The 24,044-nt window shown below is 64.8% G+C and carries 24 protein-coding genes and 1 pseudogene; 19 read left to right on the top strand and 6 right to left on the bottom strand.

The features are described from left to right. Positions 1 to 77 precede the first annotated feature (77 nt). A complete protein-coding gene (locus LDH74_RS09110; RefSeq protein WP_226042186.1) occupies positions 78 to 515 on the top strand; it encodes a DUF302 domain-containing protein in 438 nt (145 codons plus the stop codon). 163 nt (positions 516 to 678) lie between these two features. Beyond that, positions 679 to 1,764: pseudogene (locus tag LDH74_RS09115) on the top strand (AI-2E family transporter). Positions 1,765 to 1,793: 29 nt separating this feature from the next. Here LDH74_RS09115 and nhaC read toward each other — a convergent pair. Next, positions 1,794 to 3,230 (bottom strand): Na+/H+ antiporter NhaC, encoded by a 1,437-nt coding sequence (nhaC, locus tag LDH74_RS09120; protein WP_226042187.1) that lies wholly within the window; start codon positions 3,228 to 3,230, stop codon positions 1,794 to 1,796. 262 nt (positions 3,231 to 3,492) lie between these two features. Continuing rightward, the gene (gene nreA, locus LDH74_RS09125) at positions 3,493 to 4,794 is read right to left on the bottom strand and encodes a DNA repair protein NreA (protein ID WP_226042188.1); all 1,302 of its coding nucleotides are present in this window, start codon (positions 4,792 to 4,794) and stop codon (positions 3,493 to 3,495) included. A 327-nt stretch (positions 4,795 to 5,121) separates the two neighbouring features. Between nreA and LDH74_RS09130 the strand changes: the two genes are divergently transcribed. Then, positions 5,122 to 5,301, top strand: coding sequence for an HVO_2753 family zinc finger protein (locus tag LDH74_RS09130; RefSeq protein ID WP_098726470.1), 180 nt, complete (start codon positions 5,122 to 5,124; stop codon positions 5,299 to 5,301). A gap of 8 nt (positions 5,302 to 5,309) precedes the next feature. Further along, positions 5,310 to 5,576, top strand: coding sequence for an elongation factor 1-beta (locus LDH74_RS09135; RefSeq protein WP_098726471.1), 267 nt, complete (start codon positions 5,310 to 5,312; stop codon positions 5,574 to 5,576). 221 nt (positions 5,577 to 5,797) lie between these two features. Here the strand turns inward: LDH74_RS09135 and LDH74_RS09140 are convergent, their stop codons facing one another. Further along, positions 5,798 to 6,232: a hypothetical protein gene (locus LDH74_RS09140; protein ID WP_226042189.1), complete on the bottom strand. Its 435-nt coding sequence runs from the start codon at positions 6,230 to 6,232 to the stop codon at positions 5,798 to 5,800. Between the two features lie 191 nt (positions 6,233 to 6,423). Continuing rightward, positions 6,424 to 7,137 carry an MBL fold metallo-hydrolase gene (locus LDH74_RS09145; RefSeq protein WP_226042190.1) on the bottom strand — a complete coding sequence of 238 codons (714 nt, stop codon included), beginning with the start codon at positions 7,135 to 7,137 and terminating at the stop codon, positions 6,424 to 6,426. Positions 7,138 to 7,276: 139 nt separating this feature from the next. Here LDH74_RS09145 and LDH74_RS09150 point away from each other — a divergent pair, with 139 nt between their 5' ends. Next, positions 7,277 to 8,272 (top strand): terpene synthase family protein, encoded by a 996-nt coding sequence (locus tag LDH74_RS09150; protein ID WP_226042191.1) that lies wholly within the window; start codon positions 7,277 to 7,279, stop codon positions 8,270 to 8,272. Positions 8,273 to 8,363: 91 nt separating this feature from the next. On the opposite strand, the gene LDH74_RS09155 is transcribed toward LDH74_RS09150, so the two are convergent. Further along, positions 8,364 to 9,554 (bottom strand): cystathionine gamma-synthase, encoded by a 1,191-nt coding sequence (locus tag LDH74_RS09155; protein WP_226042192.1) that lies wholly within the window; start codon positions 9,552 to 9,554, stop codon positions 8,364 to 8,366. Between the two features lie 187 nt (positions 9,555 to 9,741). On the opposite strand from LDH74_RS09155, the gene LDH74_RS09160 reads away from it, so the two are divergent. The 7 genes from LDH74_RS09160 to LDH74_RS09190 all read left to right on the top strand — a co-directional run bounded on the left by LDH74_RS09160 (position 9,742) and on the right by LDH74_RS09190 (position 15,818). Further along, the gene (locus LDH74_RS09160) at positions 9,742 to 11,103 is read left to right on the top strand and encodes an MBL fold metallo-hydrolase (protein ID WP_226042193.1); all 1,362 of its coding nucleotides are present in this window, start codon (positions 9,742 to 9,744) and stop codon (positions 11,101 to 11,103) included. A 287-nt stretch (positions 11,104 to 11,390) separates the two neighbouring features. Beyond that, the gene (locus tag LDH74_RS09165) at positions 11,391 to 11,699 is read left to right on the top strand and encodes a 50S ribosomal protein L21e (RefSeq protein WP_226042194.1); all 309 of its coding nucleotides are present in this window, start codon (positions 11,391 to 11,393) and stop codon (positions 11,697 to 11,699) included. A 6-nt stretch (positions 11,700 to 11,705) separates the two neighbouring features. Beyond that, positions 11,706 to 12,062 (top strand): RNA polymerase Rpb4 family protein, encoded by a 357-nt coding sequence (locus tag LDH74_RS09170; protein ID WP_226042195.1) that lies wholly within the window; start codon positions 11,706 to 11,708, stop codon positions 12,060 to 12,062. Positions 12,063 to 12,263: 201 nt separating this feature from the next. Then, the gene (locus tag LDH74_RS09175; RefSeq protein WP_226042196.1) at positions 12,264 to 12,860 is read left to right on the top strand and encodes a DUF655 domain-containing protein; all 597 of its coding nucleotides are present in this window, start codon (positions 12,264 to 12,266) and stop codon (positions 12,858 to 12,860) included. Between the two features lie 771 nt (positions 12,861 to 13,631). Beyond that, positions 13,632 to 14,276: a hypothetical protein gene (locus LDH74_RS09180; protein WP_226042197.1), complete on the top strand. Its 645-nt coding sequence runs from the start codon at positions 13,632 to 13,634 to the stop codon at positions 14,274 to 14,276. Between the two features lie 123 nt (positions 14,277 to 14,399). Continuing rightward, the gene (locus tag LDH74_RS09185; RefSeq protein ID WP_226042198.1) at positions 14,400 to 15,236 is read left to right on the top strand and encodes a ZIP family metal transporter; all 837 of its coding nucleotides are present in this window, start codon (positions 14,400 to 14,402) and stop codon (positions 15,234 to 15,236) included. Between the two features lie 90 nt (positions 15,237 to 15,326). Next, the gene (locus tag LDH74_RS09190; RefSeq protein WP_226042199.1) at positions 15,327 to 15,818 is read left to right on the top strand and encodes a hypothetical protein; all 492 of its coding nucleotides are present in this window, start codon (positions 15,327 to 15,329) and stop codon (positions 15,816 to 15,818) included. 159 nt (positions 15,819 to 15,977) lie between these two features. Here LDH74_RS09190 and LDH74_RS09195 read toward each other — a convergent pair whose 3' ends face one another. Then, positions 15,978 to 17,639: a tRNA uridine(34) 5-carboxymethylaminomethyl modification radical SAM/GNAT enzyme Elp3 gene (locus tag LDH74_RS09195; RefSeq protein WP_226042200.1), complete on the bottom strand. Its 1,662-nt coding sequence runs from the start codon at positions 17,637 to 17,639 to the stop codon at positions 15,978 to 15,980. Positions 17,640 to 17,810: 171 nt separating this feature from the next. Here LDH74_RS09195 and mbhE point away from each other — a divergent pair, with 171 nt between their 5' ends. The 7 genes from mbhE to mnhG are packed head-to-tail and all read left to right on the top strand — an operon-like array spanning position 17,811 to position 24,040. Further along, positions 17,811 to 20,285, top strand: coding sequence for a hydrogen gas-evolving membrane-bound hydrogenase subunit E (gene mbhE / locus LDH74_RS09200; protein WP_226042201.1), 2,475 nt, complete (start codon positions 17,811 to 17,813; stop codon positions 20,283 to 20,285). Further along, the gene (locus tag LDH74_RS09205; protein WP_226042202.1) at positions 20,282 to 20,746 is read left to right on the top strand and encodes an MnhB domain-containing protein; all 465 of its coding nucleotides are present in this window, start codon (positions 20,282 to 20,284) and stop codon (positions 20,744 to 20,746) included. Before mbhE ends, LDH74_RS09205 begins: the two co-directional genes overlap by 4 nt. Continuing rightward, a complete protein-coding gene (locus LDH74_RS09210) occupies positions 20,743 to 21,096 on the top strand; it encodes a sodium:proton antiporter (RefSeq protein ID WP_226042203.1) in 354 nt (117 codons plus the stop codon). Before LDH74_RS09205 ends, LDH74_RS09210 begins: the two co-directional genes overlap by 4 nt. After that, the gene (locus tag LDH74_RS09215; RefSeq protein ID WP_226042204.1) at positions 21,093 to 22,745 is read left to right on the top strand and encodes a proton-conducting transporter membrane subunit; all 1,653 of its coding nucleotides are present in this window, start codon (positions 21,093 to 21,095) and stop codon (positions 22,743 to 22,745) included. Before LDH74_RS09210 ends, LDH74_RS09215 begins: the two co-directional genes overlap by 4 nt. Beyond that, a complete protein-coding gene (locus LDH74_RS09220) occupies positions 22,745 to 23,350 on the top strand; it encodes a Na+/H+ antiporter subunit E (protein WP_226042205.1) in 606 nt (201 codons plus the stop codon). The genes LDH74_RS09215 and LDH74_RS09220 overlap by 1 nt, the downstream gene beginning before the upstream one ends. Continuing rightward, complete coding sequence (locus LDH74_RS09225; RefSeq protein ID WP_226042206.1) at positions 23,343 to 23,633, top strand: monovalent cation/H+ antiporter complex subunit F; 291 nt, start codon at positions 23,343 to 23,345, stop codon at positions 23,631 to 23,633. The genes LDH74_RS09220 and LDH74_RS09225 overlap by 8 nt, the downstream gene beginning before the upstream one ends. Beyond that, positions 23,630 to 24,040 carry a monovalent cation/H(+) antiporter subunit G gene (mnhG, locus tag LDH74_RS09230; RefSeq protein WP_226042207.1) on the top strand — a complete coding sequence of 137 codons (411 nt, stop codon included), beginning with the start codon at positions 23,630 to 23,632 and terminating at the stop codon, positions 24,038 to 24,040. Before LDH74_RS09225 ends, mnhG begins: the two co-directional genes overlap by 4 nt. Positions 24,041 to 24,044 lie beyond the last annotated feature (4 nt).

Raw genomic sequence — 24,044 nt, forward strand, 5'->3', positions numbered from 1 at the left:
AGTTGAAGCAATTCCCGCCCGTCTCACCGGACTCGAGACGGCAAACCGATAAGGATCAGGACGACCAACTGTCGCGTATGGCGCTTCCTATCGACCCGACGAAGATCGATCCGGACGACTACGGCGAGCACCGCGCGGTCCTCGAGATGGAGCACGAAGAAGCCATCGAGCACACCCGGGAGGTGTTCACAGATGTGGGGTTCGGCGTCCCGGCGGAGTTCTCGCCGTCGGATCTGCTCAACGAGAAAGTCGACGCCGACCGCGATCCCTACTACGTGCTCGGGGCCTGCAACCCCCAGATCGCCGACCGAGTGCTGGACGTGACCGAACAGATGGGGGCGCTGTTCCCATGTAACGTCGTCGTCTGGGAGGAGGAGCCGGGCCGACAGGTCGTCTACCACGTCTCGATCATGAAGATCGCACGGCTGCTCGGGATCGCCCCCGACGACGAGAACTGGCAGGCGATCGTCGACGAGACCGGCGAGTTGGTCGACGAAGCCTACGCGAACCTGTAGGCGGCCGGCGTTCAGTTCGGATCTGTGGGCCGTTCCGTCCGAATCTGTGGGCGGCGTTCCATCCGAATCGACGGACAGTGTCGTGGCTGAGGACGCCGTTCCATTACTGCAGAAGACAGTATAGAATATCAACACTTATGCGTCCGATCGGAGAGGCTGCAGTATGGACGCTCGGAGTTCGTTTTTCGCTCTCCTGGTCTCTGTCCTCGGCGCGCTCGCCGCGCTGATCGTGCTCCCGCTGGTGGAGTACGTGCTGGCGGCCTGCCTGCTCGCGGTCGTTCTCCGTCCGCTGTACGAGCGGCTCGCACCGCGAGTCGGCGCTCGCACCGCCGGACTCACGGTCACCGGTCTCGCCGTGGTCGGCGGTGTCGTCCCGCTGGTGCTCGTCTCGGTGGTCGTTCTCCGCGCCGCCGCGTCGGTTCGCGAGACGACTTCGATCGACCGCATCGCGGCGAACGTCGGAGAGTTCGCGCGGACCGAATTCGGACTGGCCGATGGGACGGTCGCGGCCCTCGAGTCGGCGGTATCGGCCGAACTCGAGGGAGCGATCGCGGGTGCGGCCGACGTGACCCTGGCCCGGACCGTCGGGGTCGTGACCACCGCCGCCGACATCGTCGTGGGGACTATCGTCCTCGTGTTCGTGCTGTACTATCTGCTCGTGGATGGGCCAGCAGTGGTCGACTGGATCCGACGGCACGTCCCGCTCGAGAACCGGATTCTCGACGACCTGTTCGAGGAGATTCACGTCGTCGTCTAGGCGGTCCTCCGCAGTCACGTTCTCGTTGCGGTCATCCAGGGGATACTCGGCGGGTTGGGGATCGCCCTTCTTGGGGTTCCGTACGCCCCCGTTTTGGCGATCATCCTCGTTCTCGTGTCGTTCCTCCCGACGATCGGGGTCTGGCTCGTCTGGGGCCCGGTGACGGTCGCCCACGCGGTCTCGAGCGGCCCCGTCCGCGGCGTACTTCTGTTGGGGTACGGGATCGCGGTGCTCGCCGTCGTCGATAACTACCTCCGGGCGATTCTCGTCGACCGGCGGGCCGGCCTCCATCCGGCGATCGTCCTCGTGGGCGCCATCGGCGGCGTCCTCCTGTTCGGGATCGTCGGGGTGTTCGTCGGTCCCGTCGTTCTCGCGACGTTCAAAGTCTGCGTGGCGGCCGTCGATCGGATCGACCGAACCGCACCGGACGTCGACGCTGACGCCGAGAGCGAGCGCGAAGAAGAGCGATTGCTCGCAGACACGAAGCAGTAACGGCCCGCTCGAGACGGAGCGATCGTCGCTCAGTCGGCGGTCTGGGCCTGCGTGGTGCGGTCGGTCGTCGGAATACCGCGACCGGTCAGCGCCATCATGAACAGGACGAGCGGCGAGAGGAACCCGAACAGGTAGAACGGCGCGTACTCGAGCGTGGGAACGCCGGTCGCCGAGGCCATGAAAACGCCGCCGGCGTGCCACGGGATGAGCGCGCCGGTGGGCGTACCAGCGGCCTCGACGGCCCGGGAGAGTTCCTCGCTGTCGAGGCCGAACTCCTCGTAGAGGTTGCGCAGTGTCAGCCCCGGCAAGACGATGCTCATGTACTGCTGAGCGGTGAGCGCGTTGACGAGGATCGCGGACGCGCCGGTGCCGGCGATCAGCCCGCCGGAACTACGCACGCCCTGCGAGAGGCGGTTCGCGAGCACCGCCAGCACGCCGATGTGCTCGAGGAGGCCGCCGAGTGAGAGTGCGGCGACGACGACCGTGATCGTCCAGGCGGAGCCGGTGAGACCGCCGGTCACGAGGAGTTCGTTCACGAGGGCCGCCCCGGTCTGGGGTTCGGTGCCACCCATGAACACCTCCCAGGCGGCGACGAAGCCGGTACCCTGAACCAGAATCGAGGTGAAGACGCCGGCGAAGACGCCGGCCACGAGCGTCGGAAGCGCGGGGTAGCCGTAGAGGGCGAGGCCGAAGGTGACCACGAGCGGCAGGAAGACGAGCACGGAGAGATCGTACGTCCCCGCGAGCGCGGTCTGAATTTCGGCGACGCGACCGGCCGGAATCTCGCCGCCCGCCCGAAGGCCGAGTGCGGCGAATCCCAGTACTGCAAGGCCGAACGCGACGGCCGTTCCCGTTCGCATGCGGCGGATGTGGTCGTACAGCGGCGTGTTCGTCACGCCGGCCGCGAGGTTGGTCGTATCGGAGAGGGGCGACTGCTTGTCACCCGCGTACGCCCCGGAGATGACCGCACCGACGGTCATCGGTCCGGAGACGCCGAGTCCGGCCCCGATTCCGACGAACGCGACCCCCAGCGTCCCGACCGTCGTCCACGAGGACCCGATGGAGAACGCCACGACAGCTGCCAGAATCGCTGTGACGGGCAGGAACACCGTCGGGGTCAGCAACTCGAGGCCGTAGTACATCATCGCCGGAATCGTTCCGGCGTCGACCCAGGTAGCGATCAAGGCGTAGATCGTAAAGAGGATCAACAGCGCCTGTAGCCCCATCAGGAGGCCGTTAGAGATCCCCTCTGAGAGGTCGTCCCACTGGTAGCCAAGATAGCGACCGAACGCGCCGACGAAGACGATACTCCAGAGCAACGGAACGTGGGGAGCCAGTCCGAGCAGGGCCGATCCGATGCCGAGAAAGACGACGATCGCGAGTACCGGGACGAGTGCGAGGCCGGCCGACGGTCGTCGGTCGGGGTCGAGATCGTCGATCGTCGTCGGTGTAAAGTCGAAGGTCATTGGCCCGATTATGCAGTTGAGGCATAAAAGAAGAACGGTTTATTACCACTATGTATGCTATGCGGTATCAGTGGTCATATTCCGGTGCGAGTACCAATCGGATCCCCGACCGTCCGAGCGGAGATGCCTTGAGACGGTCTCCGAAATAGCAGCGATTCTCGGACGGCCGGCTCAAACGTACTGCTTGTCACCGGCTTTCGGACGGAAAAGAGACCGCTTGCCACTTGCTGCTGGACGCGGTACGGAAACGCGCGCTCGCGGATCAGTCCACGCTCGAGAAGGCGCTCAGATTCGACTGTAACCCGGCCGCGAGTTCGGACTTGCGACGCAATCGCGCGTAGGAAACCGGCAACCGGGTGGCGACCTCCGAAACGGCCTCGTGGAAGGTCTCGGCCTCGCCGTACTGCCCCTCGAAGGCGTTGCGGACGCTCTCGCGGACCTGCCAGACGCCGACCGGTGCCCAGTAGTCGTCGGACACCTCGCGGAGAACGAGACACTTCGCCTGCCGGCCGATCGACTCGAGGTACTCGAGAACGCCCAGTCGGGCGGCGTAATAGGCACCCGCGGTCTCCTCGACGTAGCTCGAGCGCCCCTCGTAGCCCTCGCTGGCGCTGGCGAGCCAGATGTTGTCGCCGGGATCGGGATTCCAGATGCTCCCCGGGGCCTTCATCTCGACGAGTTCGAACTCCCAGTTGCCCGGAGCGAGCACGACCCAGTAGCGGTTGCCAACGTACTCGTTGGCCCAGACCTGTACCTCGTCGATGCTGGGCGCGTTTCGGATCCGACCGCGCAGGTACTTTCCGACGGTGTCGTCGACGGCCGTGATCGACCACCGCGTTGGGACCAATCGGCGCTGTTTCGTTTGGCCGAGCGCGCCCGCAGAGAGGATCGAGTTGATATCGTAGACGTCGAAGCCGCGCCGGTAGAGGTAGGTCATCGCCCCCTCGGCCTGCCAGTCGTCGTCCTCGAGCGTCTTCTTGACCGGTCGGGGCACGTAGGGGTTCTCCCGCAGTTCCGCGTTTCGGGCGTTGGCGCGGGGGCCCCGCGGCGTCGCCACGTCCGTTCCCGTATCCAGTCCGAGATCCGGTTTGTCGTCCAATCCGATCTCGAGGTCGACCGGCCGGTCGGCGATCGCGACCTCGCGTTGCACGCCGACGAAGCCGTCCCAGACGTCGTCCACGTTCGGCGTCATCCGGCTCGCGATGGACGGCGAGTCGACGTTCGCGCGCTTGCTCGAGTTCAGGAGTCCGGTCCGTCGTTGGAGCACGTCGTCGATGGCGTACCCCTGTTGGTACCAGTCACCGTCGGTGACGTACTCCTCGGCGTCGTCTTCGTTACCGACCGGCGATAGCAACCCGATGGGGATATCGGGATAGTTCGATCGCCCGACGAAAATCGACGGCGAGGTCGAGCCGACGAGAGTGTCGCCGCTCAGAGCGTCGTCGAACTTCCGCTCGAAGTCCTCGAGGTGATCCGTGATCGCGTAGGACTTCTCCTTGGCGCGGCGGCGGCGCTCGGCTTCCGCGTCGGGCTCGAGATCCTCGATGTAGTCGTCGAGGCGCATTCACTCGAAGGAAGGGCGGCACGGTGTTGAATGTTGAGTTTCCGGAGCGCAGTCGCTGTCAGCGTGGGACCAGCAGAGATGTCAGAGGCAGAGGTTCGGCATCCGTGTCGGGCCACCGAACCTCACTCACGTCTCCGTGCCGGATCGATAAGTACCCCGCCGCGCGTTTTCTGAGTCGGAAAACGCTGCGCGACGAGGGGGTCCCCTCGATCGCCGACCATCGGTAGACCGTCGCCGGACCGATGCTCGAATCGACGGCGGCCTGGATCGACGACGGCGGACTCGAGAAAGACAATCGTTAAAAACGGCGGGCGGGAAGGGAGGGGTATGAGTACGACCGACGAGAGAGAGACGCGTTCCTGTGTCTCCTGCGGACTCAATATCGCAGGCACGAACGCGGCCGCGTTCAAGTGTCCCGACTGCGGCCAGCAGATCTACCGCTGTGCCAAGTGTCGCAAGCAGAGCAACCTCTACGAGTGCCCCGATTGCGGATTCACCGGTCCATAAGATCTCCCATGGGAAAAGTCGCTGCCAAAATCAAGGTCATGCCGGACAGCCCCGAAAACGATCTCGACGCGCTCCAGGAGCGCCTCGAGAGCGCCCTCCCCGAGGGCGCGAAGATCAACGGCGTCGAGCGCGAGGAAGTCGCGTTCGGTCTCGTCGCTCTCTACCCGACCGTGATCGTCCCGGACGGTGCGGGCGGGACGGAAACCGTCGAGGAGAACTTCAGCGAGGTCGACGGCGTCGAAAGCGTCGGCGTCGAGAACGTCGGTCGGATATAAACGGCTCTCGCCGTTCGTTTGCAGCCGTTTCGCTATTTCTCGCGAGCCGCTGGTGTGCGACTCGCGCATACGCGCCCCCAACGGCTTTCGCCGCTCGAGCGATCGGAGAGAAACGACTTCAATGGCTGGTAAGAGAGGCTGGTACCCGTGTCGGCGGTGATCCGGTGGTTCCTCACTCAGTCGTTTCGCTCGTGGCTCCTCGAAGACGTGCCTGCTCGCGGTTACTGCTGCTCTTCTCTGTTCGCGCCGAGATTGGCCTGCGAGACGATCTCCGCGCCGATCGACGAGAGGTCGACGGTCACGTCCTCGGTGACGGCCTTGCTAATCTCATCTAAGTTCCCCGCGAGGACGGTCAGTACGTCGTCGGGGTTGGTGTAGACCAGCATGTTTCCGTCCTGGCCTTCCGCGACGAGTTGCGTGTCGTTCAGGACGACCTGATCGTTCTGAATCGTCGCCGAGACGACCGGTAACGCCGCCGGTTTCCCCTGTTCGTCGTCCCTGACTTTGCGGATGTGGACCGCCTCGAGGTCGATGACCTCCTTGTGTGTCTTGATCTGTTCGGCGCAGTCGACCATGTCGTTGAGGAGGGCGGTCCGGCGCTCGTTGCCGTGATCGCCGTCGAGACAGTGCTGACAGACGCGGAGTTCGATTCGCATTGGTCGTCGTTCGTGTTCGATACCGATGAGAATTCCGCTTCAGTACCAGGCGGGCACGGGACGATCCGAGACGAGAACCCGTTCCGATCGGACACGGTGCGACTGAGACTGCGGTCCCCGCTGGCGGCCAGTCGCTGTCGACCGCCGGTTTCGGCTGTCAGCCGATGACGAACGGAACGGAGCCGCGGCGCTCACTCTCGCAGTTGCTCGCGGATCTCCCGGATCCGATCGCTCCCCTGATCGACGTAGCCGCCGTGATAACACAGCGTGTGGTCGATCTCGAGGGCCGCCAGCGCCCCGACGGACTCGATCGCGCGATCCATGTCCGGCGTGAACTGGGGCTTCGGACCGGCGAGCGGTTCGCGCTCGCTCCGCTCGTGCTCACCGTCGGTTCCCTCATCACCGTCCGCGACGAGCGCGTCGCCGGCCACGAGCAAGTTCCCCGTTGGGAAGTACAGCGAGACGTGTCCGGGCGCGTGGCCGGGCGTTGCGACGACCTCCATCGGCCCCGCGAGCGTCGAGATACGGACCCCGTCAACCAGTTCGATATCGACGTCGACGGGCGAATAGCGGTCGCCGTCACCCTTGACCGGGTCGCGCTCGCCCGACACGTACGGCGCTTCGTCGCGGTGGGTCGCGACGACCGCATCGACGTGCTCGAGGAGTTCCGCCAGTCCACCGACGTGATCTCCGTCGTGGTGGGTGAGGACGACGAGCCAGACGTCCGCGAGTTCGTAGCCAAGCGATCGCAAGTGGGTCCGGAGACCGTCGACGGCACCGTCGGGACCAACGTCGCACAACACGAGTCCGCGTTCGGTCTCGACGACCGTTGGAGTTATCGTAATCTCCCTGCCTCCGTACTCGATCGCGATCGGGAGCGCGTGAACGCCAGCGTCCTCCTGCATACGAGGGGCATTCGGTGCCACCACGATAGGTTTAGGTGATTCGATCGCCGATTTCGGGCGTCACTTCGGTGTGATTTCTAGCTGCCACTCATCGCTTCCCATAGATGATTTTATTACAATATGATTAGAAAGATGATTGATGGGAGATACGGATCAACGCTTCGCCGCTGATATCGACGATGATTCCATTACGACCGTTCGCGAACAGGACCTTCCCGAGTCGGTACTACCCCTTCTCGACGTGTACGACGACGTCATCGGAGACAGAGACCGATTTCTCTGGCAGTGGCTCTATCACCTCTTTCCGACGTTCAGACTCTCGTGTCTCGACGATACCCGCGCTCGCGAGGTGCGCAACGCGAAGCTGACCGCGTCGATATTCGTCACCGTCGCGGACGATGTCGCCGAACGCCACGGTGACCGAGCCACGTTCGACGAACTGACGTCCATTCCGTTCGACCACCGCCGGCCGGATCCGGAGCGACGCGATGTCGACGGCGACGTCGTTCGATTTCTGATGGACGTCTGGAACGAGTTTTCGGCGCTGTACGATGCGAGCCCCCGTTCGAGGGAGTTCGCGGAGCTGTTACAGTTCGATCTTCAACAGACGCTTCAGGCGATCGAGTACTCGTATCTCTCGAACCGGTATCCCGGTCTCGTCTCGGAACGCGAACTGTGGACGTACGACGTCCACAACATGCTGGTCTTTCCCCTCGCTGGGATCGATCTCTCGAACGCACCGTCGTTCGACTCGAGCGAACTCTCATCCCTTCGGCAGGTTCTCGACCGGACCCAGCGGATGGCCCGCATCGGCAACTGGATCTCGACGTGGAAGCGCGAACTCGCCGAGGGCGACTGTAGCTCCGGCGTCGTCGTCCACGCGCTGGAAAACGACGTCGTCTCGCCAGAACAGGTGCAGGCGGTCCGGCGGAACCCGACGGACGCGACGGTCGATCCGGTCGTCGAAGCGATTACCGACGCCGGCGTCGAGGACTACTTTCTGGACCGGTGGGACGCCGAGTACGAGACGGTCGGTCGCTACGAGTCCGAGATCGAGAGCGTCGATGTCGGCGCGTACCTCGAGGGGTTCGAGACGGTGCTGAGCTATCACCTCGCGAGCGAAGGCGAAAAGTGAGCGGAGGGGCGGACGGGATGTCGGGCGACGACCGGGACTGACGGTTGCGGTCCCGGGCGACGACCGGCACCGACGACTGCGAGTCGCCGGGCTACGACGAGAGCGCCGTCTCGAACGCGTTCTCGAGGTCGCCGATCAGATCGTCGACGTGCTCGATCCCGACGCTGACGCGGATCAGGCTGTCCGAGAGTCCGGCCTCGATGCGCTCTTCGCGGGGAATCGCAGCGTGGGTCATCGGTGCGGGCTGCTCGATCAGGCTCTCGACGCCGCCGAGGCTCTCCGCGAGCGTGAACACCTCGGTGTTCGAGACGACTGCACTCGCTTCCTCGAGGCTCGCGTCCAGTTCGAAGCTCAGCATACCGCCGAAATCGTCCATCTGCTCGGCGGCGATATCGTGGCCGGGATGGGACTCGAGACCGGGGTAGTACACCCGGTCGACGGCGGGATGGTCGTCGAGCCACGTCGCGATCGCTCGGGCGTTTTCACAGTGGCGGTCCATTCGGACGGGCAGCGTCTTCGTGCCCCGAAGGACGAGGAACGAGTCGAAGGGACCCGGCGTCGCGCCGACCGAGTTCTGGTAGAACCCCAGTCGCTCGTCCAGGTCCTCGTCGTCGGTCAGCAGCGCGCCGCCGACGACGTCCGAATGGCCGCCGAGGTACTTCGTGAGCGAGTGCGAGACGATATCCGCGCCGAGAGCCAGCGGCCGCTGGAGGTACGGCGTCGCGAACGTGTTGTCGATCGCACAGAGCGCGTCGTGCGCGTGGGCGATCTCGGCCGCCCCCTCGATATCGACGATCGACATGAGCGGGTTCGTCGGCGTCTCGAGCCACAGCAGTTCCGTCCCGTCCCGAAACGCCGCCTCGATCTCGTCGAGGTCGGTCATATCGACGAACGAGAACTCGAGGTCGTAGTCCTCGTACACCTGCGTGAAGATGCGGTGCGTGCCGCCGTAGACGTCGTTGCCGGTCACGACGTGGTCGCCGGCCTCGAGCAGGTTCAAGACGGTGTTAATCGAGGCCATCCCACTGGCGAACGCGCGGCCGTACTCGGCACCCTCGAGGCTCGCGAGGTTCGCCTCGAGATCGGTTCGGGTCGGGTTCCCGGTGCGGGAGTACTCGTAGCCGCGATGCTCCCCGGGCGCGTCCTGCTCGTACGTCGAGTTGGCGTGGATCGGCGTCATCAACGCGCCGGTTTCCGCGTCTGGCTCCTGGCCGGCGTGGATCGAGCGGGTCTCGATCCGAAACTGCTCGCCGTCGCTCTGGCCGTTTGTATCGTCGTCCATACCGACACAACGTGATCGAGCGGGGTTATTCTGCCGACTGGCAGTCGTCGTCATTCGTCGGCGCAGTCCCCGCGAATCGGACGGAGACCGCACGAGTCGTTTCGACTGTCAGTCACCGCCGACAGTCCGTTCTCATGCCGTGTGATTCTCGGAACAATATATATGTTTGATTGTCATTTCGTTTCGTATGCGCGTCCGACACATCAAATCATCAACGGTTGTCGTCGAATCCGGTGACGTCTCGGTCCTCTGTGACCCCTGGATCCTCGACGGCGCGTTCTACGGTGCCTGGGCGCACTACCCACCGGTCGAGTTCGAACCTGACGACTTCGACGAGATCGACTACATCTACGTCTCGCACATTCATCCGGATCACTGCCACCGCGAAACGCTCGAGCGGCTCGACTCCGAGATCCCGGTCCTGATCCACGATTACAACTGGGACTTCCTCAGACACAACGTCGAGGCCGCCGGGTTCGAGGTCCGCGAACTCCCTCACGGCGAGCGGATCCACCTCGGCGGCGACCTGCACGTGAACGTGCTCGCATCCGACGACTGCGATCCCGCGGTCTGTGGCAACCACTTCGCCTGTCCGTGGATGGCCGAAGACGCCAGCAGCCAGGGAGTCGACGGCTCGACGCAGATCGACTCGATGGCCGTCTTCGACGACGGCGAGCATACCGTTCTCAACCTGAACGACTGTCGGTGGCCGATGTCTCAACGCGCTGCCGGCCGCGTGAAACGGCAGTACGGCGGGATCGATCTGGCGATGCTCCAGTACACCTTCGCCGGTGGCTATCCCCAGGGCCGGATCGATTATTCCCACGAAACGTTGATCGAAGAGCGCGAGGCCCGCCGACTCCAGTCGCTCGATAATGCCGTCGGCTTCCTCGAGTTGCTCGAGCCGGACTATTACATGCCCTTCGCCGGCAGCTACACGCTGGCGGGCGATCTCGCGGAGTTGAACGAGTACGTGGCGCGGTCGACGCGGGCACAGGCGCGCGACTATTTCGAGAGCGAAGAACAGATCGACGACGGATCCGAGTGCGTCCTCCTCAACAGCGGCGAGTGGTTCGACGTCGGCGCCGGCGAGCAGTCGGCCTCCTACACGTCGATCGATCCCGACGAGCGCCGAGCGTACATCGAGACCGAACTCGTGGACCGGGAGTTCACCTACGAGTCGGATCCGATTCCGACCCTCGAGGCGTTCAGGGAGTACGTCCCGGCGGCCTACGAGAACTTCGACGCCAAGCGCCGCGGGATCGGGTTCGAATCGGAGACGGAAGTCGTCCTCTCGCTGGTCGACGACCACTACCTGCGGTTTACCGCGGACGGGGGCGGCCACCAAATCGTCGACGGATTGCCGGCGCGAACCGACCGGCGGCGGGTTCGAATGGAGATGGATCCTCGACTGACGCTGCGGATCCTGAAGGGGCCGCGGTACGCTCACTTCAACAACGCCTACATCGGCTCGCATCTCGGCTTTTCGATCGAGCCGGACGTCTACGAGCGCTCCCTGTTCTACTCGATGAGTTTCCTGCACGCGTGAGCGATTTGCCGGCCGAGAGTCGGTGACTCTTGCGATTCGCTACCCAACGACTCGTCGAGAATTTGAGAGATGCGGCCTTCCGTCCGAACACGTGATTCTACTCGTGTATCGACGAGCGTGCTGGTCCGCGTCTGAGTGAATACCGCGCGAGCGTAGCGAGCGCGGCCTTTTTGGTCCAGATTTTTGCTCCGAGCGGTTCCTCGCGAAGCGAGGAATTCCGAGGAGGAAAAAGGTGGGTGAAATACGTGTGTTTTATAACCGTCACCGAACAAAGCGGTCGTACGACTATGCCGAAATCTAATGGCCCTCGTCAGGGAACTCGGAAGAAGCTCGCGAACAGTCCTCGAGACCGCGGTACGTCGCCGCCACAGCGCGCGATTCAGGAGTACGAAGAGGGGGAGAAAGTCCACCTGAAGATCGACCCGAGCGTGTCGGACGGTCGCTACCACCCGCGCTTCGACGGTCGAACCGGTGAGGTCATCGGCAAACAGGGCAGCGCCTTCAAGGTCCAGATCGTCGACGGCAGCAAGGAGAAGACGCTGCTCGTCACCGCAGCCCACATGCGCGCACAGAACCAGGAAAAGAACCGGATCTGATCAGGAATGACGATCTTCAAAGAGATCGTCGACGAGGAGTTCCTGACGGTCTCGGAGACGAAGGAGCTGCTCGCCGACATCGAAGCCGAACGCGCGATGGACGAGGATCGCGAGCTGCGATACGAGCTCGCACGAGCGATCGAACACGCCAACCGATTCGCCGTCCTCGAGACCGAGGAGGCTCAGGCGCTCGTCGAGGACCTGCGGGCGCTCGAGAAGGTCGACGAGGCGACGGCCTACAAGATCGCTAATCTCCTGCCCCACGACCGGGACGAACTCCGGTCGGTGTACGCACAGCAGCGCTACTCGCTGTCGGGGGACGAACTCGACGAGATTCTCAACGTCGTCGCGAAGTACGCCTGAAACGGTCTGCTGTCACTGCGTCCCGGCGCACCCGTATGGTGCATGGCGAATCGCGGATGCGTTGGAACTGACTGACAGGAGTTCGGAAGAGACGATCGACGGCATTCGAGAGACCGAATCGTCAAGTTCGGTGCCGATGTCCGTCCGACCGTCCGAGAGCGAGCCGACTCTTTAAGTACGCCGTCGCCGTATCGGAACCTAATGAGCGAAGCCGATGGCGACGAGACGGACGTTCGGCGTGCGGTCGTGTTGGATTACCTCGCACACGGGCTCTCTGACGACGGCCGACCGCAGTACGCGAAGTCACCGGCAGGCTATGCCGTCAGGATCGACGATTTTCAGCTCTATCAGGTTGCGTTCGACGAGGAGGAGCGACTGACAATCGGAAGCGAGGTCGTCATCGAACCGCCCGCCGGGCGCGACGTCGTCACAGAGGCCCACCGTGTCGAGTACGAGGACCTCTCCTCGGGCGCGCAGTCGGAACTCGAGTACGTCGTTGCCGATCTCGTCGAGGAGAACGAAGAACGGTTCGTCGGCTTCTACAACGACGCCCAGCCGATCACGCTGCGGCTCCACCAGCTGAATCTGCTGCCGGGGATCGGGAAGAAGCTCCGGAACGGTATCCTCGACGAACGGAAGCGCAAACCCTTCGAGAGCTTCGAGGAGCTGTCCGAGCGGGTGTCTGGGTTGCACGATCCGGACGAGATCCTCGTCGACCGGATTCTCGAGGAGTTGCGCGACGACGATCTGAAGTACCAGACGTTCGTCGGTCGGCGCGAACAGGAGCAGAATCAGTAACGGGGTCGATCGCTCGAGAGGTGTGCTCTTTCCTCACGGAAATGGTTAGATCGAGAATAGGAGTCCCCTTGGAACCGCCACCTGCCGTATGGAGGTCCGCGAAGTAGCCGAGCGGGACGTGCGACGTGAGACAATCTCTATTCTGCGACAGCGTGTGTTGACGCCGATCCGGACGAGATACTCGAGTAGACTGGCGAGGACGACTACTACCTGCTCACCGGCTTCATCGGCGGCGAACTCGTCGGCATCGCGGGCGTATTCATTCAAAATAGAGTGATTCCCACTGCGGTTAGGACGCAAGTGCAGCACCCGCCAGCGACCAGCAGCGCGGCGCAACGCACCGCGGACAGACGAACGGGTGATAGCCCGTGAGTCAGGGAGCGAGCGGCCTTTTTAGCGTAGATTTTTGCGCCGAATGGTTCCGAGCGAAGTCGTTCGAACGGCGCGAAGCGTCTTTCGTGATGACGAGAAACCTACGGTTTCTCGAACCACGAGGAATCCCGAGGGGGAAAAAGGTACGTTTGCACGCATAGTGTACACTGATTCTACCGCGATAGTCGTCCAGAGCAGATCGCTAACTCGGACCAATTGGCACTATTAGTACCGACTCGGTAAGCAGTCGCTGCCGGAGGTCGGAACGCCTAATCCTCGTCGTCCCCCATCACGACATATGCACGACGCTGTCGGCGACACCACGCACGACTCGGCCGGGACGGCTCCGCGTCGCGAACATCGATACCGAGCAGCCGATCCTTGCGGAGGTCGATACGCATGAGCGCGGGCGACGAGGTGCCGTGGACGGACGTCTCTCGGTTTCCCGACTTCCTTGAGCACCTCGAGGCGGAAGGCGGGGCCACGGTCCAGGGGATTATCGATCGGATCGACGCCGACATCGACATGGACGGGATGGCCTACCACGACCGAGGCATCCGCGCGCCGGGCTACGACGCCACCTTCGTCCCGGAACCCGAGGGGTCGCAGGTGGTCCCGGCGTTCAGCGTCGAGGTGCACACCATCGGACCCCGGAGCGTCTGGGCTGTGTTCGACGCGACGCGCTCCTGGGATTTCTATCTCCTTCAAGCAGACGACATCGCGGCCATCGCCTGGGTAAGCGACGAGGAGTTCAACGCCGAGGAAGCGGGGCTGTTCATGTCGAAACACGACGCGCTCGCCGCGGGCCGGTTCTCCTTCGGGACGTTCATCTACGCCGGCGAAGCATGGGAGGAACAACGCGAGTTGATCGAAGGAACGGACGCGCCGGCGTTCCTCCAGCGGGACGACGGCAGCACCCTCGTGCCGACCAGCCAGTCCGATTTCTACAATGTCGTCAACTCCACGCCGGAGGATTTCCGCACGAACGGCGGCGGCGCACCCTCCCACCTCGGCCTGCTCGAACTCGAGGTCACGATCGACTGACGATCCACGACCGACCGTACGCGGCAGTCGGGGACCGCGAAGTACCCGACCGCGTCCCAGTCACGAGCGGCAGTGTGTCCCCCGATCGCAAACGTTTTCGAGGAGGCGGCGAACCGAGTTCGTATGTCACCGCTCGGTGAAGTAGTCCTCGTCGCCACAATCGCGGGCTGTACGACCGGAATCGGTGCGCTTCCGCTCTTACTCACCGATCGGATCAGTCACCGCGTCTACGACGGCTCGCTCGGTCTCGCCGCCGGCATCATGGTCGGTGCCGCCGTGTTCGCCCTCATCCTTCCCGGCCTCGAACTCGGTTCGCCGCTCGAGGTCGTCGCCGGAATCCTGGCAGGCGGCGGGTTCTTGCTCGCGGTCAACGCCATCGTCCCGCACCTGCATCTCCTGTTCCGCGGCGAGCAGGTCGAAGGCACGTCAGCGATGCGCGATCCCGCGGGCGAACTGCCGTCGAACGAGGCGCAATCCGACGATGACCCCGTCCGCGACGGGGACGGCGACGACCTGCGTCGGGCCGCGCTGGTCGGCGGGGCCGTCACCATCCACAACGTTCCCGAAGGGCTGGCGGTCGGGATCGCGTTCGCCAGCGGCGAAACGGCACTCGGGGTCGCTATTGCAACGGCAATCGCCGTCCAGAACGTCCCCGACGGGTTCGCGATGGCCGTCCCCGCGGTCAGAGCCGGGGTCTCGGCACCGCGAACGCTCCTCTACACGACGATCTCGGGCGGCGTGCCGGAGCCGATCGCCGCTGCCATCGGCTTCTCGCTGGTCGCGGTCGTCTCCGGCCTCTTCCCCGTCGCCGCCGGCTTCGCCGCGGGCGCGATGATCGCCGTCGTCTTCCGAGAACTCATCCCCTCGAGTCACGGCCACGGCTACGCGGACACCGCGACGGCGGCCTTCGTAATCGGATTCTCGGTCATGCTGGTAGTGGATACCGTCCTCGCCGTCTGAATCGACAGTTCCCCGTTCGCCGGCGCGATCGATATCGATCCGTCGTCACCGTTCCGAAATATTTTTCGATTGAATTATCCCGCTTCGGGTATGGTCACTCGAGAGAACAAGGTCATCGCAGCCGCGTTCGTCCTCTTCGTTGCCGCCTTCGGTATCGGCGGGGCCCTCGGTCTCGAGGGGCCGATTTTCGGCGCGCTGGTCCTCGTCGCGATTCCGATCCTCGGGCCGCAGCTCTATCTCGCCGACACCGGCGACGACGAGGTCGCGCCCGAAACGCGGATCCGCGTGAGCGTGCTGCTCAGTCTCGTCCTGCTCGCGCCGATCGCTCACCGGATCCGGCCGCGAGCGAACGGTCGTCAGGGAGATCCTCCTCGTCCTGATCGTCGGGCTCCTCGCGTACGAGTTCTACGGATATCGAAATCGAGCAGCCGATCGCTGACGCTACCCGAGACACTGACCGCGGTTTCCTCGAGCGCCGGCTCCGGATGTGCGAAACGCGTTCAAAGCGATCGAACGCGGCGAACGGGACGGGCGACGAGCGCGCCGCCGCGGTCGCTCCAGGGGGGTCGAGCGACGTGGTAGGGTTCGGCGCGCTCGAGTGATAGGCAATTGCGGTGTGCCGCTGTCGGAGTTGGGAGCTGACAACGGTGCCGACAGGTGTCGGCAGGCGGTACTACATCCTATACGACTATAAAATTTCCCACTGGGGCGGGGAAATAATATCGGCGACGAGAGCGGGAATCAGATCCGTTTGCTGACGTACGGTCCGTCCTGATGGTAGCCGAGCTTGTTCCGATAGTACTCTCGAGCGCCGATACCGGAGATGACGCTCAGCTTGTCGTAGCCGGCGTCGGCGGCGAGTTCCTCGGCGCGATCCATCAGACGGCGGCCGTAGCCCCGATGCTGGTGCTGATCCGTCTCGCTCTCGCTCCCCACTGTCACTTCCGAACCATAGACGTGGAGTTCCCGGATCAGGGCCGTGTTCTCGAGTTCTGGTCGAACGGGATCGTTCGGGAACCGGAGCCGGCAGAAGCCGACGAGGAGGTCCTTCTCGAAGTCCTCGAAGGAAATGAAGTGTTCCGTGCCGCCACAGGCCTCGTAGCTCATCACGTCGAGTTCGATGTCGTCCGCCTCGTCGTCGTGCATCCCGGCTTCCCGACAGCGGATGCACTCACACTCCCAGCCGTGTTCGTCCATCCGCTTGCGGGCGAGCTGTCGGAGGTTGGACTTCCAGACGCCGGCGTCGATGAAGTCGGCCGGAATGTCCCGCTGGACGCGCTGGAGACGGGTGTATCGGGGGATCATGTCCTTGATCTCCGCGATCAGGTCCGCGGCCTCGTCGTTCCCCAAGGGCTCGTACTCGTCTTTGTGCCACCAGTCGTAGGTCGCGGTGCCCCGCACCACGAGGGTCGGATAGATCTTCAGGTAGTCGGGCTTCCACTGCTCCTGTTCGAAGAGCCGCCGGAAGTCCTCGAGACACATCTCTTTCGACATCCCGGGCTGGCCGGGCATCATGTGGAAGCCGACCTTGAACGCCGAGTCCCGCAGCCGCCGGTTGGCGTCGATCGACGCCTGCGCGCCGTGGCCGCGGTGCATATCCCTGTTGATCCGTTCGAACGTGGTCTGGACGCCGACCTCGACTTTCGTCCCGCCGAGATCGAGCATCCGATCGATCTGTTCGGGATCGCACCAGTCCGGCTTCGTCTCGAACGTCGTTCCGATGTTGCGGATGTTCGCGGTCTCGTTTTCCGCGATGACGTCTTCGAGATACTCGAACTCGTGTTCGTCGGGATCCTCGGCGAAGCTGACGCCCTGGGCCGGTTCGGGCTCCTTGTCGACGTCGTAATCGTTCATCGCCTCGAGCGCGCGCTTGACGAACCACTCCTGGTAGTCGTGGCTGCGGGCGGTCATCGTTCCGCCCATCAGGATCAGTTCGACCTTGTCGACGGGGTGGCCGATCTGGCGCAGTTGCTCGAGTCGCAGCGTCACCTGTCCGTAGGGGTCGTAGTCGTTCTGCACCCCGCGGGCGGCGGCGGGTTCCTCGCCCGTGTAGCTCTGCGACGACGAGAACTCGGAGTCGGGGCCGCCGGGGCAGTAGAGACACTTGCCGTGGGGACACCGCTCGGGCGAGGTCATGATCGCGACAGGCGAGACGCCCGACGCCGTTCGGACCGGCTTGCGCTGGAGCACGGGTTCCAGGGCCTCGCGGTGCTCCTCGGCGGCGTAATCCAGCAGTTCGGAGTTCTTGGGCACCTTGGGTGCCGAGTGCTCCGAACAGGCCTCGAGCTTAGCCTTCTCGACCTCATCGCGCTCGACCTCGCCGGCGAGGATCCGCTCGACGAGCGTCTCACAGACCCGCTCGAACGCTTCGGTTTCGGTCGGTTCTGGCGTCTCGGTACTCACTACACGTGATTCGTCGCCGTTCGCGAATAAGCGTGTCGGACTCGCCGATCGAAACGGTCGGATCGGCTCGGGGGAGACCGTCGCCACCGCGGCACGGCGATTCCCGCAACCGGTCTGCCGACCGAAAGGTAACCGTTTAAGGGCGGTCTCTCCCTATCTCCGGCGTACTGAATGTCTCCCGACCTGGCGATGGTCGTCGCCGCGGTCGCGCTACCGTTCGTCGCCGCAGCACTGACGCCGGTGTTCTTTCGCGTTCTCGGTGAGGGAACCGGGTTCGCGGGGACGGTCGTCGCACTGGCATCGTTCGGCCTGCTGGCCACACAGTACGGGAGCGAGGGCAGCGTCTCCCTCGAGTGGATCCCGTCTCTCAATATCGCGCTCCGGTTCTACGTGGACGGCTGGGCGCTGCTGTTCGCGCTCTTGGCGTGTGGGATCGGCGCGCTCATCTTCACCTACTCGCCGGCGTACATGCACGGGGAGTCCGGCCTCGTCAGATACTACGCCGCCCTGCTCGCCTTTATGGGATCAATCGTCGGCGTGGCGCTCGCCGCCGACCTGATCGCGATCTTCCTCTTCTGGGAACTCACCAGCCTCGCGTCGTTCGTCCTGATCGGCTACTACACCGCCGACGATTCCTCGCAGTACGCTGCCCGGATGGCCATGTTCATCACCGTCGGCGGCGGCCTCTTCTTGCTCGTCGGGTTCCTCTTGCTCTCGATCGTCGCCGGCGACGTGCTCGGTCCCGGAGCCGCGTTCAATCTCGCCGCGATGCTCGAGGAGCCCGACGCGATTGCGGCGGCGCTGCGAGAGCGCGGGCTGTTTCTGCCGGTGCTCGGACTGCTCGCGATCGGCGCTGGGACCAAGTCCGCGCAGGTCCCGCTGCACTTCTGGCTACCAAACGCGATGGCGGCACCCACGCCCGTCTCGGCCTTCCTCCACTCCGCGACGATGGTCAAGGTCGGCGTCTACTTCATCGGCCGCGTCCGTCCCATTCTCGTCGGCCCCGAGTGGCTCTTCCTGTTCGCGACGCTCGGGCTGACGACGATGACCGTCTGTGCGATCATGGCCGTCGCGTCGACGGACATCAAGGAACTGCTCGCCTACTCGACGGCGAGCCATCTCGGGCTGATGGTCGCCGGATTCGGTTTCACGTCGGTTTACGGCGCTGAGACCGGCGTTTTCCATCTATTCAATCACGCTCTGTTCAAGGCCGCCCTGTTCCTCGTGGCCGGCATCGTCGCCCACGAGGCGGGCACCCGCGAAATCGACGAACTCGGCGGACTCCGCCACGATCTCCCGGTAACGGCGGTGATCACCACGATCGTCGCGCTCAGCATGGCCGGCATCCCGCCGTTCAACGGCTTCTACTCGAAGGAACTGCTCTTCGAGGCCGCCGTCGAGGCGATCCACCACCACGATATCGGGGTACTGGGCGTTCTCTATCCGGCCGTCGCCGTTTTCGGCAGCATCTTCACCGTGCTCTACTCGCTGCGATTCCTCTCGCTCTTCTTCGGCGAGCGACCCGAAGCGCTCGGCCACGTTCACCGACCGCCCGTCACCCTGCTCGTTCCGCCCGCCGTGTTGGCGCTGCTCGCCGCGGTCGTCAGCGTCGACCCCCAGATCGCCGTGGACGCGATCGTTCAATCCGGGCTCGAGGCGACGGCGGTCGATCCCCAGGAGATGCACGTCGGACTCCCGACGTCGTACTCGACGCCGGTGGGGATGAGCGCAGTCACGATCGGCGTCGGCCTCGTCGCGTTCCCGTTCTACGGACGCATCCACGACGTCGTTCGCGGAGTCGTGGGTGCGACACCACAGATCCGCCCGAACTGGTGGTACGACGTGATCGTCGAGGGGCTCTCCGACGAGGGCCGGTCGTTCGCCGAGTACGTCCACGACGGCCACCTTCGGACCTACGCCTCGTGGACGCTGGGTGCGACCTGCGCGCTGGCTCTCACCGGGTTCGTCGCGGCCGGGGCCATCGCACCGACCGAGTTCGGCCTCGAGGCCACCGTCCCCATCGCGCTCGTGTTGCTCGTCGCGGTGATCGGCGCGGTCGCGGTCGCGCGCTCGGACTCGCACATCGCGGGCGTCCTCACCCTCTCGATTCTCGGGTTCATGATCGCCATCTTCTACATCCTCGCGAGCGCGCCCGACCTCGCGCTGACCCAGCTCGTCGTCGAGACGCTCGTGCTCGTTATCTTCCTGCTCGTGATCGAGGAGATCCCCGAATCCTACGAGATCGGGATCGGAAACGTCGGGACCGTCGTCCGCGACGCCGTCCTCTCGGTCGCCGTCGGCGCGACCGCGTTCGTTACGGTCCTCGTCACGACCGGCGCGCGCCCGGACGGCGCGAGCAATATCGCCCGCTACTACGCCCAACGGGCCGTTCCAGAGGGCGGCGGCACCAACATCGTCAACGTGATCCTCGTCGACTTCCGCGGCTTCGACACGCTCGGCGAACTCGCCGTGGTCGCACTCGCCGCGATCTCGATCCTGACGCTGATCGTCATGCGGGATCGCAGCGAGGGCGACGCACTCACTGATATGCCGGACGGGAACAACGAACTAACCGACGACGAACCGACCGACGACGAACCGGACGGAACCCGTCGCGGGGGCAGTTCCGGAGGTGCAGACGAATGACGACGGTCATCATGCGGACGACCGCTCGAGCGATCGTCCCGATCATTCTGGTCGTCGCGATTTCGCTGTTCTTCGAGGGGCACAACCTCCCCGGCGGCGGGTTCATTGGCGGCGTCCTCACGGTGACGGCCTTCGCGATCGTCTACATGGCCTTCGGGCTGGATTTCCTCGAGCGGGGGGTCCTCGGCCGCGACGTCGATCCCGGCAAGGGGGCCTCTCGGGATCGCGTCGTGGTCGCCTACCGCCGGCTCTTCGCATACGGGTTCGCGATCGCGGTCGCCAGCGGCCTCGTGCCGCTGCTGTTCGGCCGGCCGTTCCTCACGCAGACCTACGAGCCGCTCGAGGGAATCCCGATCTACGATTATCTCGGGATCGCGAGCGCGCTGGCGTTCGACTTCGGCGTCTACTGCGTGGTCGTCGGTGGACTGCTCACGATCCTCTCGGTGGTGGGAGCAGAATGACGGCGGTCGTCCTCGCGGCCACGGTCGGCGCGCTGTTCGCCATCGGGACTTTCCTGCTCTTGCGGCGGGATCTGATCCGGGTCGTCTGGGGGCTGGCGATCATCAGCCAGGCGGCGAACGTCTACCTGCTGTCGATGGGCGGGATCGCGCCGGCGACCGCCGACTCGGTGCCGATCCTCGCCGGCCACGGCGAGCACGTCCCGCAGACGGCCGACCCGCTGGTCCAGGCGCTCGTGTTGACCGCCATCGTCATCGGGTTCGGGATGACCGCGTTCGCGCTCGTCCTGTCGTATCGGGTGTACGAGGAACACGACACGCTGGACGTCACGGAGCTGGGTGATCGCGAATGACGACGGCACCCGTCGGGACGGACACGCTCGTGATCGCGCCGATGCTGGTCGTGCTCGTTGCGGCCGTCGGAACGCTGCTACTCGGCAGACGACCGCGGGCGCGTGCGACCGTGAGTCTCGCTGCCGGCGTGGCGTACGCCGTCGCAGTCGCGGCCATCGACTGGTACATCGTCCTCGCACCGGACGCGCCGGGGATCGCGACCTACCAGGTCGGCGACTGGCCGGCACCGTTCGGCATCACGCTCGTCGCCGACGGCCTCTCGGCGTTCATGCTGACCATGGTCGCGGTGCTGGGAGTCGGGTCGCTGATCTTCTCGACCCGGCACCTGCCCGGCGGCGAGGAGCGAAGCTACTACTTCCCGCTCTTTCACTTCCTCGCGCTGGGCGTCACCGGGGCCTTCCTCACCGGCGACCTGTTCAACCTCTTCGTCTGGTTCGAGGTCATGCTGATGGCCAGTTACGTCTTCGTCGCCTACAGCGGCGGCCCCCAGCACACGCGCGCCGCGTTCTGGTACGTCTCGCTCAATCTGCTGGCCAGCGCGATCTTCCTCCTGGGCGTCGGCGGCATCTACGCGACGACGGGAACGCTCAACATGGCCGATCTCGCCCAGCGTCTCGCGGAGCCGGCGGCCTACGGTCTCGAGCCCGTGCCGGTCGTCGGCCTGCTCGGCTTGCTCCTGTCCGTGTTCGCGATCAAGGCCGGCCTCGTCCCCTTCCAGTTCTGGATTCCGACCGCCTACCGGGCCGCGCCACCACAGATAACGGCGCTGCTGGCCGGCGCAACCAAGAAGGTCGGGATCTACGCCATCATCCGCCTCTCCTTTACCGTGTTCGCCGGCGCGGAGGTCGCCGTCGACCTCCCGCTCCCGCTGGTGGACGTGGCGGTCACGGGCAACTCGCCGCTGCCGTTCGTCGGCGCGGCGCTGTTCGTCATGGCTACCGGCAGCATCCTCGTCGGCGGCATCGGGGCCGTCGGCCGCGACTCCATGGAGGGCGTCTTCGCCTACTCGAGCATCGGTCAGGTCGGGTTCATCGCGATCCCCGTCGCGATCGCGGCGACGGCGACGGCTCCGGGCCTGCGGAAGTTCGCCATTATCGCCGCGCTGGTGTATGCGCTGAATCACACGCTGGCGAAGGGGCTACTCTTCCTCGCCGTCGGGACGGTCAAGTCGGCGACGGGAACGAGTCGGTTCGCCGATCTCGGCGGGCTGGCGAGTCGGTCGCCGCCGCTGGCGATCGCCGTCTTCGTCGGTTCGCTCGCCCTCGTCGGTATTCCGCCGCTCTCGGGCTTCTTCGGCAAGTTCCTCGTCTTCGACGCCGCGGCTCGAGCGAGGGCCGGCCCCGTGATCGTCCTCCTGCTCGTCGGGTCGCTGCTGACCATCGCCTACACGACCCGTCTATGGAATCAGAGCTTCTGGGGTGCGCGGACGCCGGCCGTGGAAGCGGCGACGGTCGATTCCGTCCAGGTGGCCGTCCTCGCGGTACTCGCGGCGGCCATCGTCGCGGTCGGCGTCGGCTTCGAGCCGGTCTACGACTTCGCGGAGGCCGCCGCGGAGGCCGCACTCGACACCGAAGGATACGTCGAGGCCGTCGATCCCCAGGACGCGAGCGAACTGACCGACTCGAACGCCGGCGGGGGTGACCACTGATGCGAGTACGCACCTGGCCGGCGGCCGGCGTCGTCTTCGCGATTCTGTGGGTGTTCGTCGTCGGACAGGCACTCACGCCCGTCTCGCTCCTCCGAGGATTTCTCGCGGGACTGATCGTTGGACTTCCCGTCGCGTTCGTCTTCAGACGACTGTACGGGAAGTACGTCGACCTCGGACACGGCGTCCGGGTACTTCCCTACGCCGGGCTCTATCTCGGCGCGTTCACCTGGGAACTCCTGCGAGCGAACCTCGACGTCGCCTATCGGGTGCTCTCGCCCGGCATGCCGATCGAACCCGAGGTGATCCTGGTGCCGCTCCGGGTCGAATCCGATATCGCGATCACCGTCATCGCGAACAGTATCACGATCACGCCCGGAACGGTGACGCTGGACTACGACGAGGAGACGAATTCCCTCTACGTTCACGGCGTCAACGGCCGCGATCCCGAAGCGATCGCCGAACCGATCCGAACCTGGGAGAACTACGCCCTCGAGCTGTTCGACGAGGACGCGTCGCCGTCCGATCCGCCGCCGGACATCGTCGTCTCCGGCGGGGAAAGAGACAGTACCGCGGACCCCCAAGGCGGAGGTGTCGACGATGACTGAGAGCGATCCCGCCGTCCTCGAGACCGCGATCCGCGGCGCGCTGATTCTCGTTAGCGGGCTCTGTGTCCTCTGTGGCTATCGCGTCATTCGGGGACCGACGAACCCGGACCGCGTCGTCGCGCTCGACGCCATCGCGACGAACGTCGTCGCGATCGCCGTCCTGTTCGCGCTTCTGACCGGGCGCGGGCTCTTCATCACCGTGAGCCTCGTGCTCGCGATCATCGGCTTCATCGCAACAGTCGCCGTCGCCAAGTTCGTCACCGACGGCGAGGTGATCGAGTGATCCACACCGCCGTCGTCGTCACGCTGGTCGTCGTCGGGACGTTTTTCCTGACCGTCGGCACCATCGGCCTGCTCCGCCTGCCGAACGTCTACAATCGGATGCACGCCACGAGCAAGCCCACGACGCTCGGAACCGCCGCGATCTTTCTGGCCGGCTTCGTTCACTTTGGCCCCGGGGGAGAGGGGCTGACCGCGCTGATCGGGATCGTTTTCCTCTTCCTGACCGTCCCGACCGGCTCGCACATGATCGCTCGGGCCGCCGAGCGAATCGGGATCCCGTTCCTCGGGAGCGTCACCTGGCCCGATCCGAACGCGGTCGAGCGACCGGAGCGATCCGAAGAATCCGAGCGCGTCGATCGGGCCGACCGCACCGAGCGATCGGACGAGACCGAACCGACCGACGACTGAACTT

It is taken from the genome of Natrinema sp. DC36, assembly GCF_020405225.1.
Classification (GTDB): domain Archaea; phylum Halobacteriota; class Halobacteria; order Halobacteriales; family Natrialbaceae; genus Natrinema.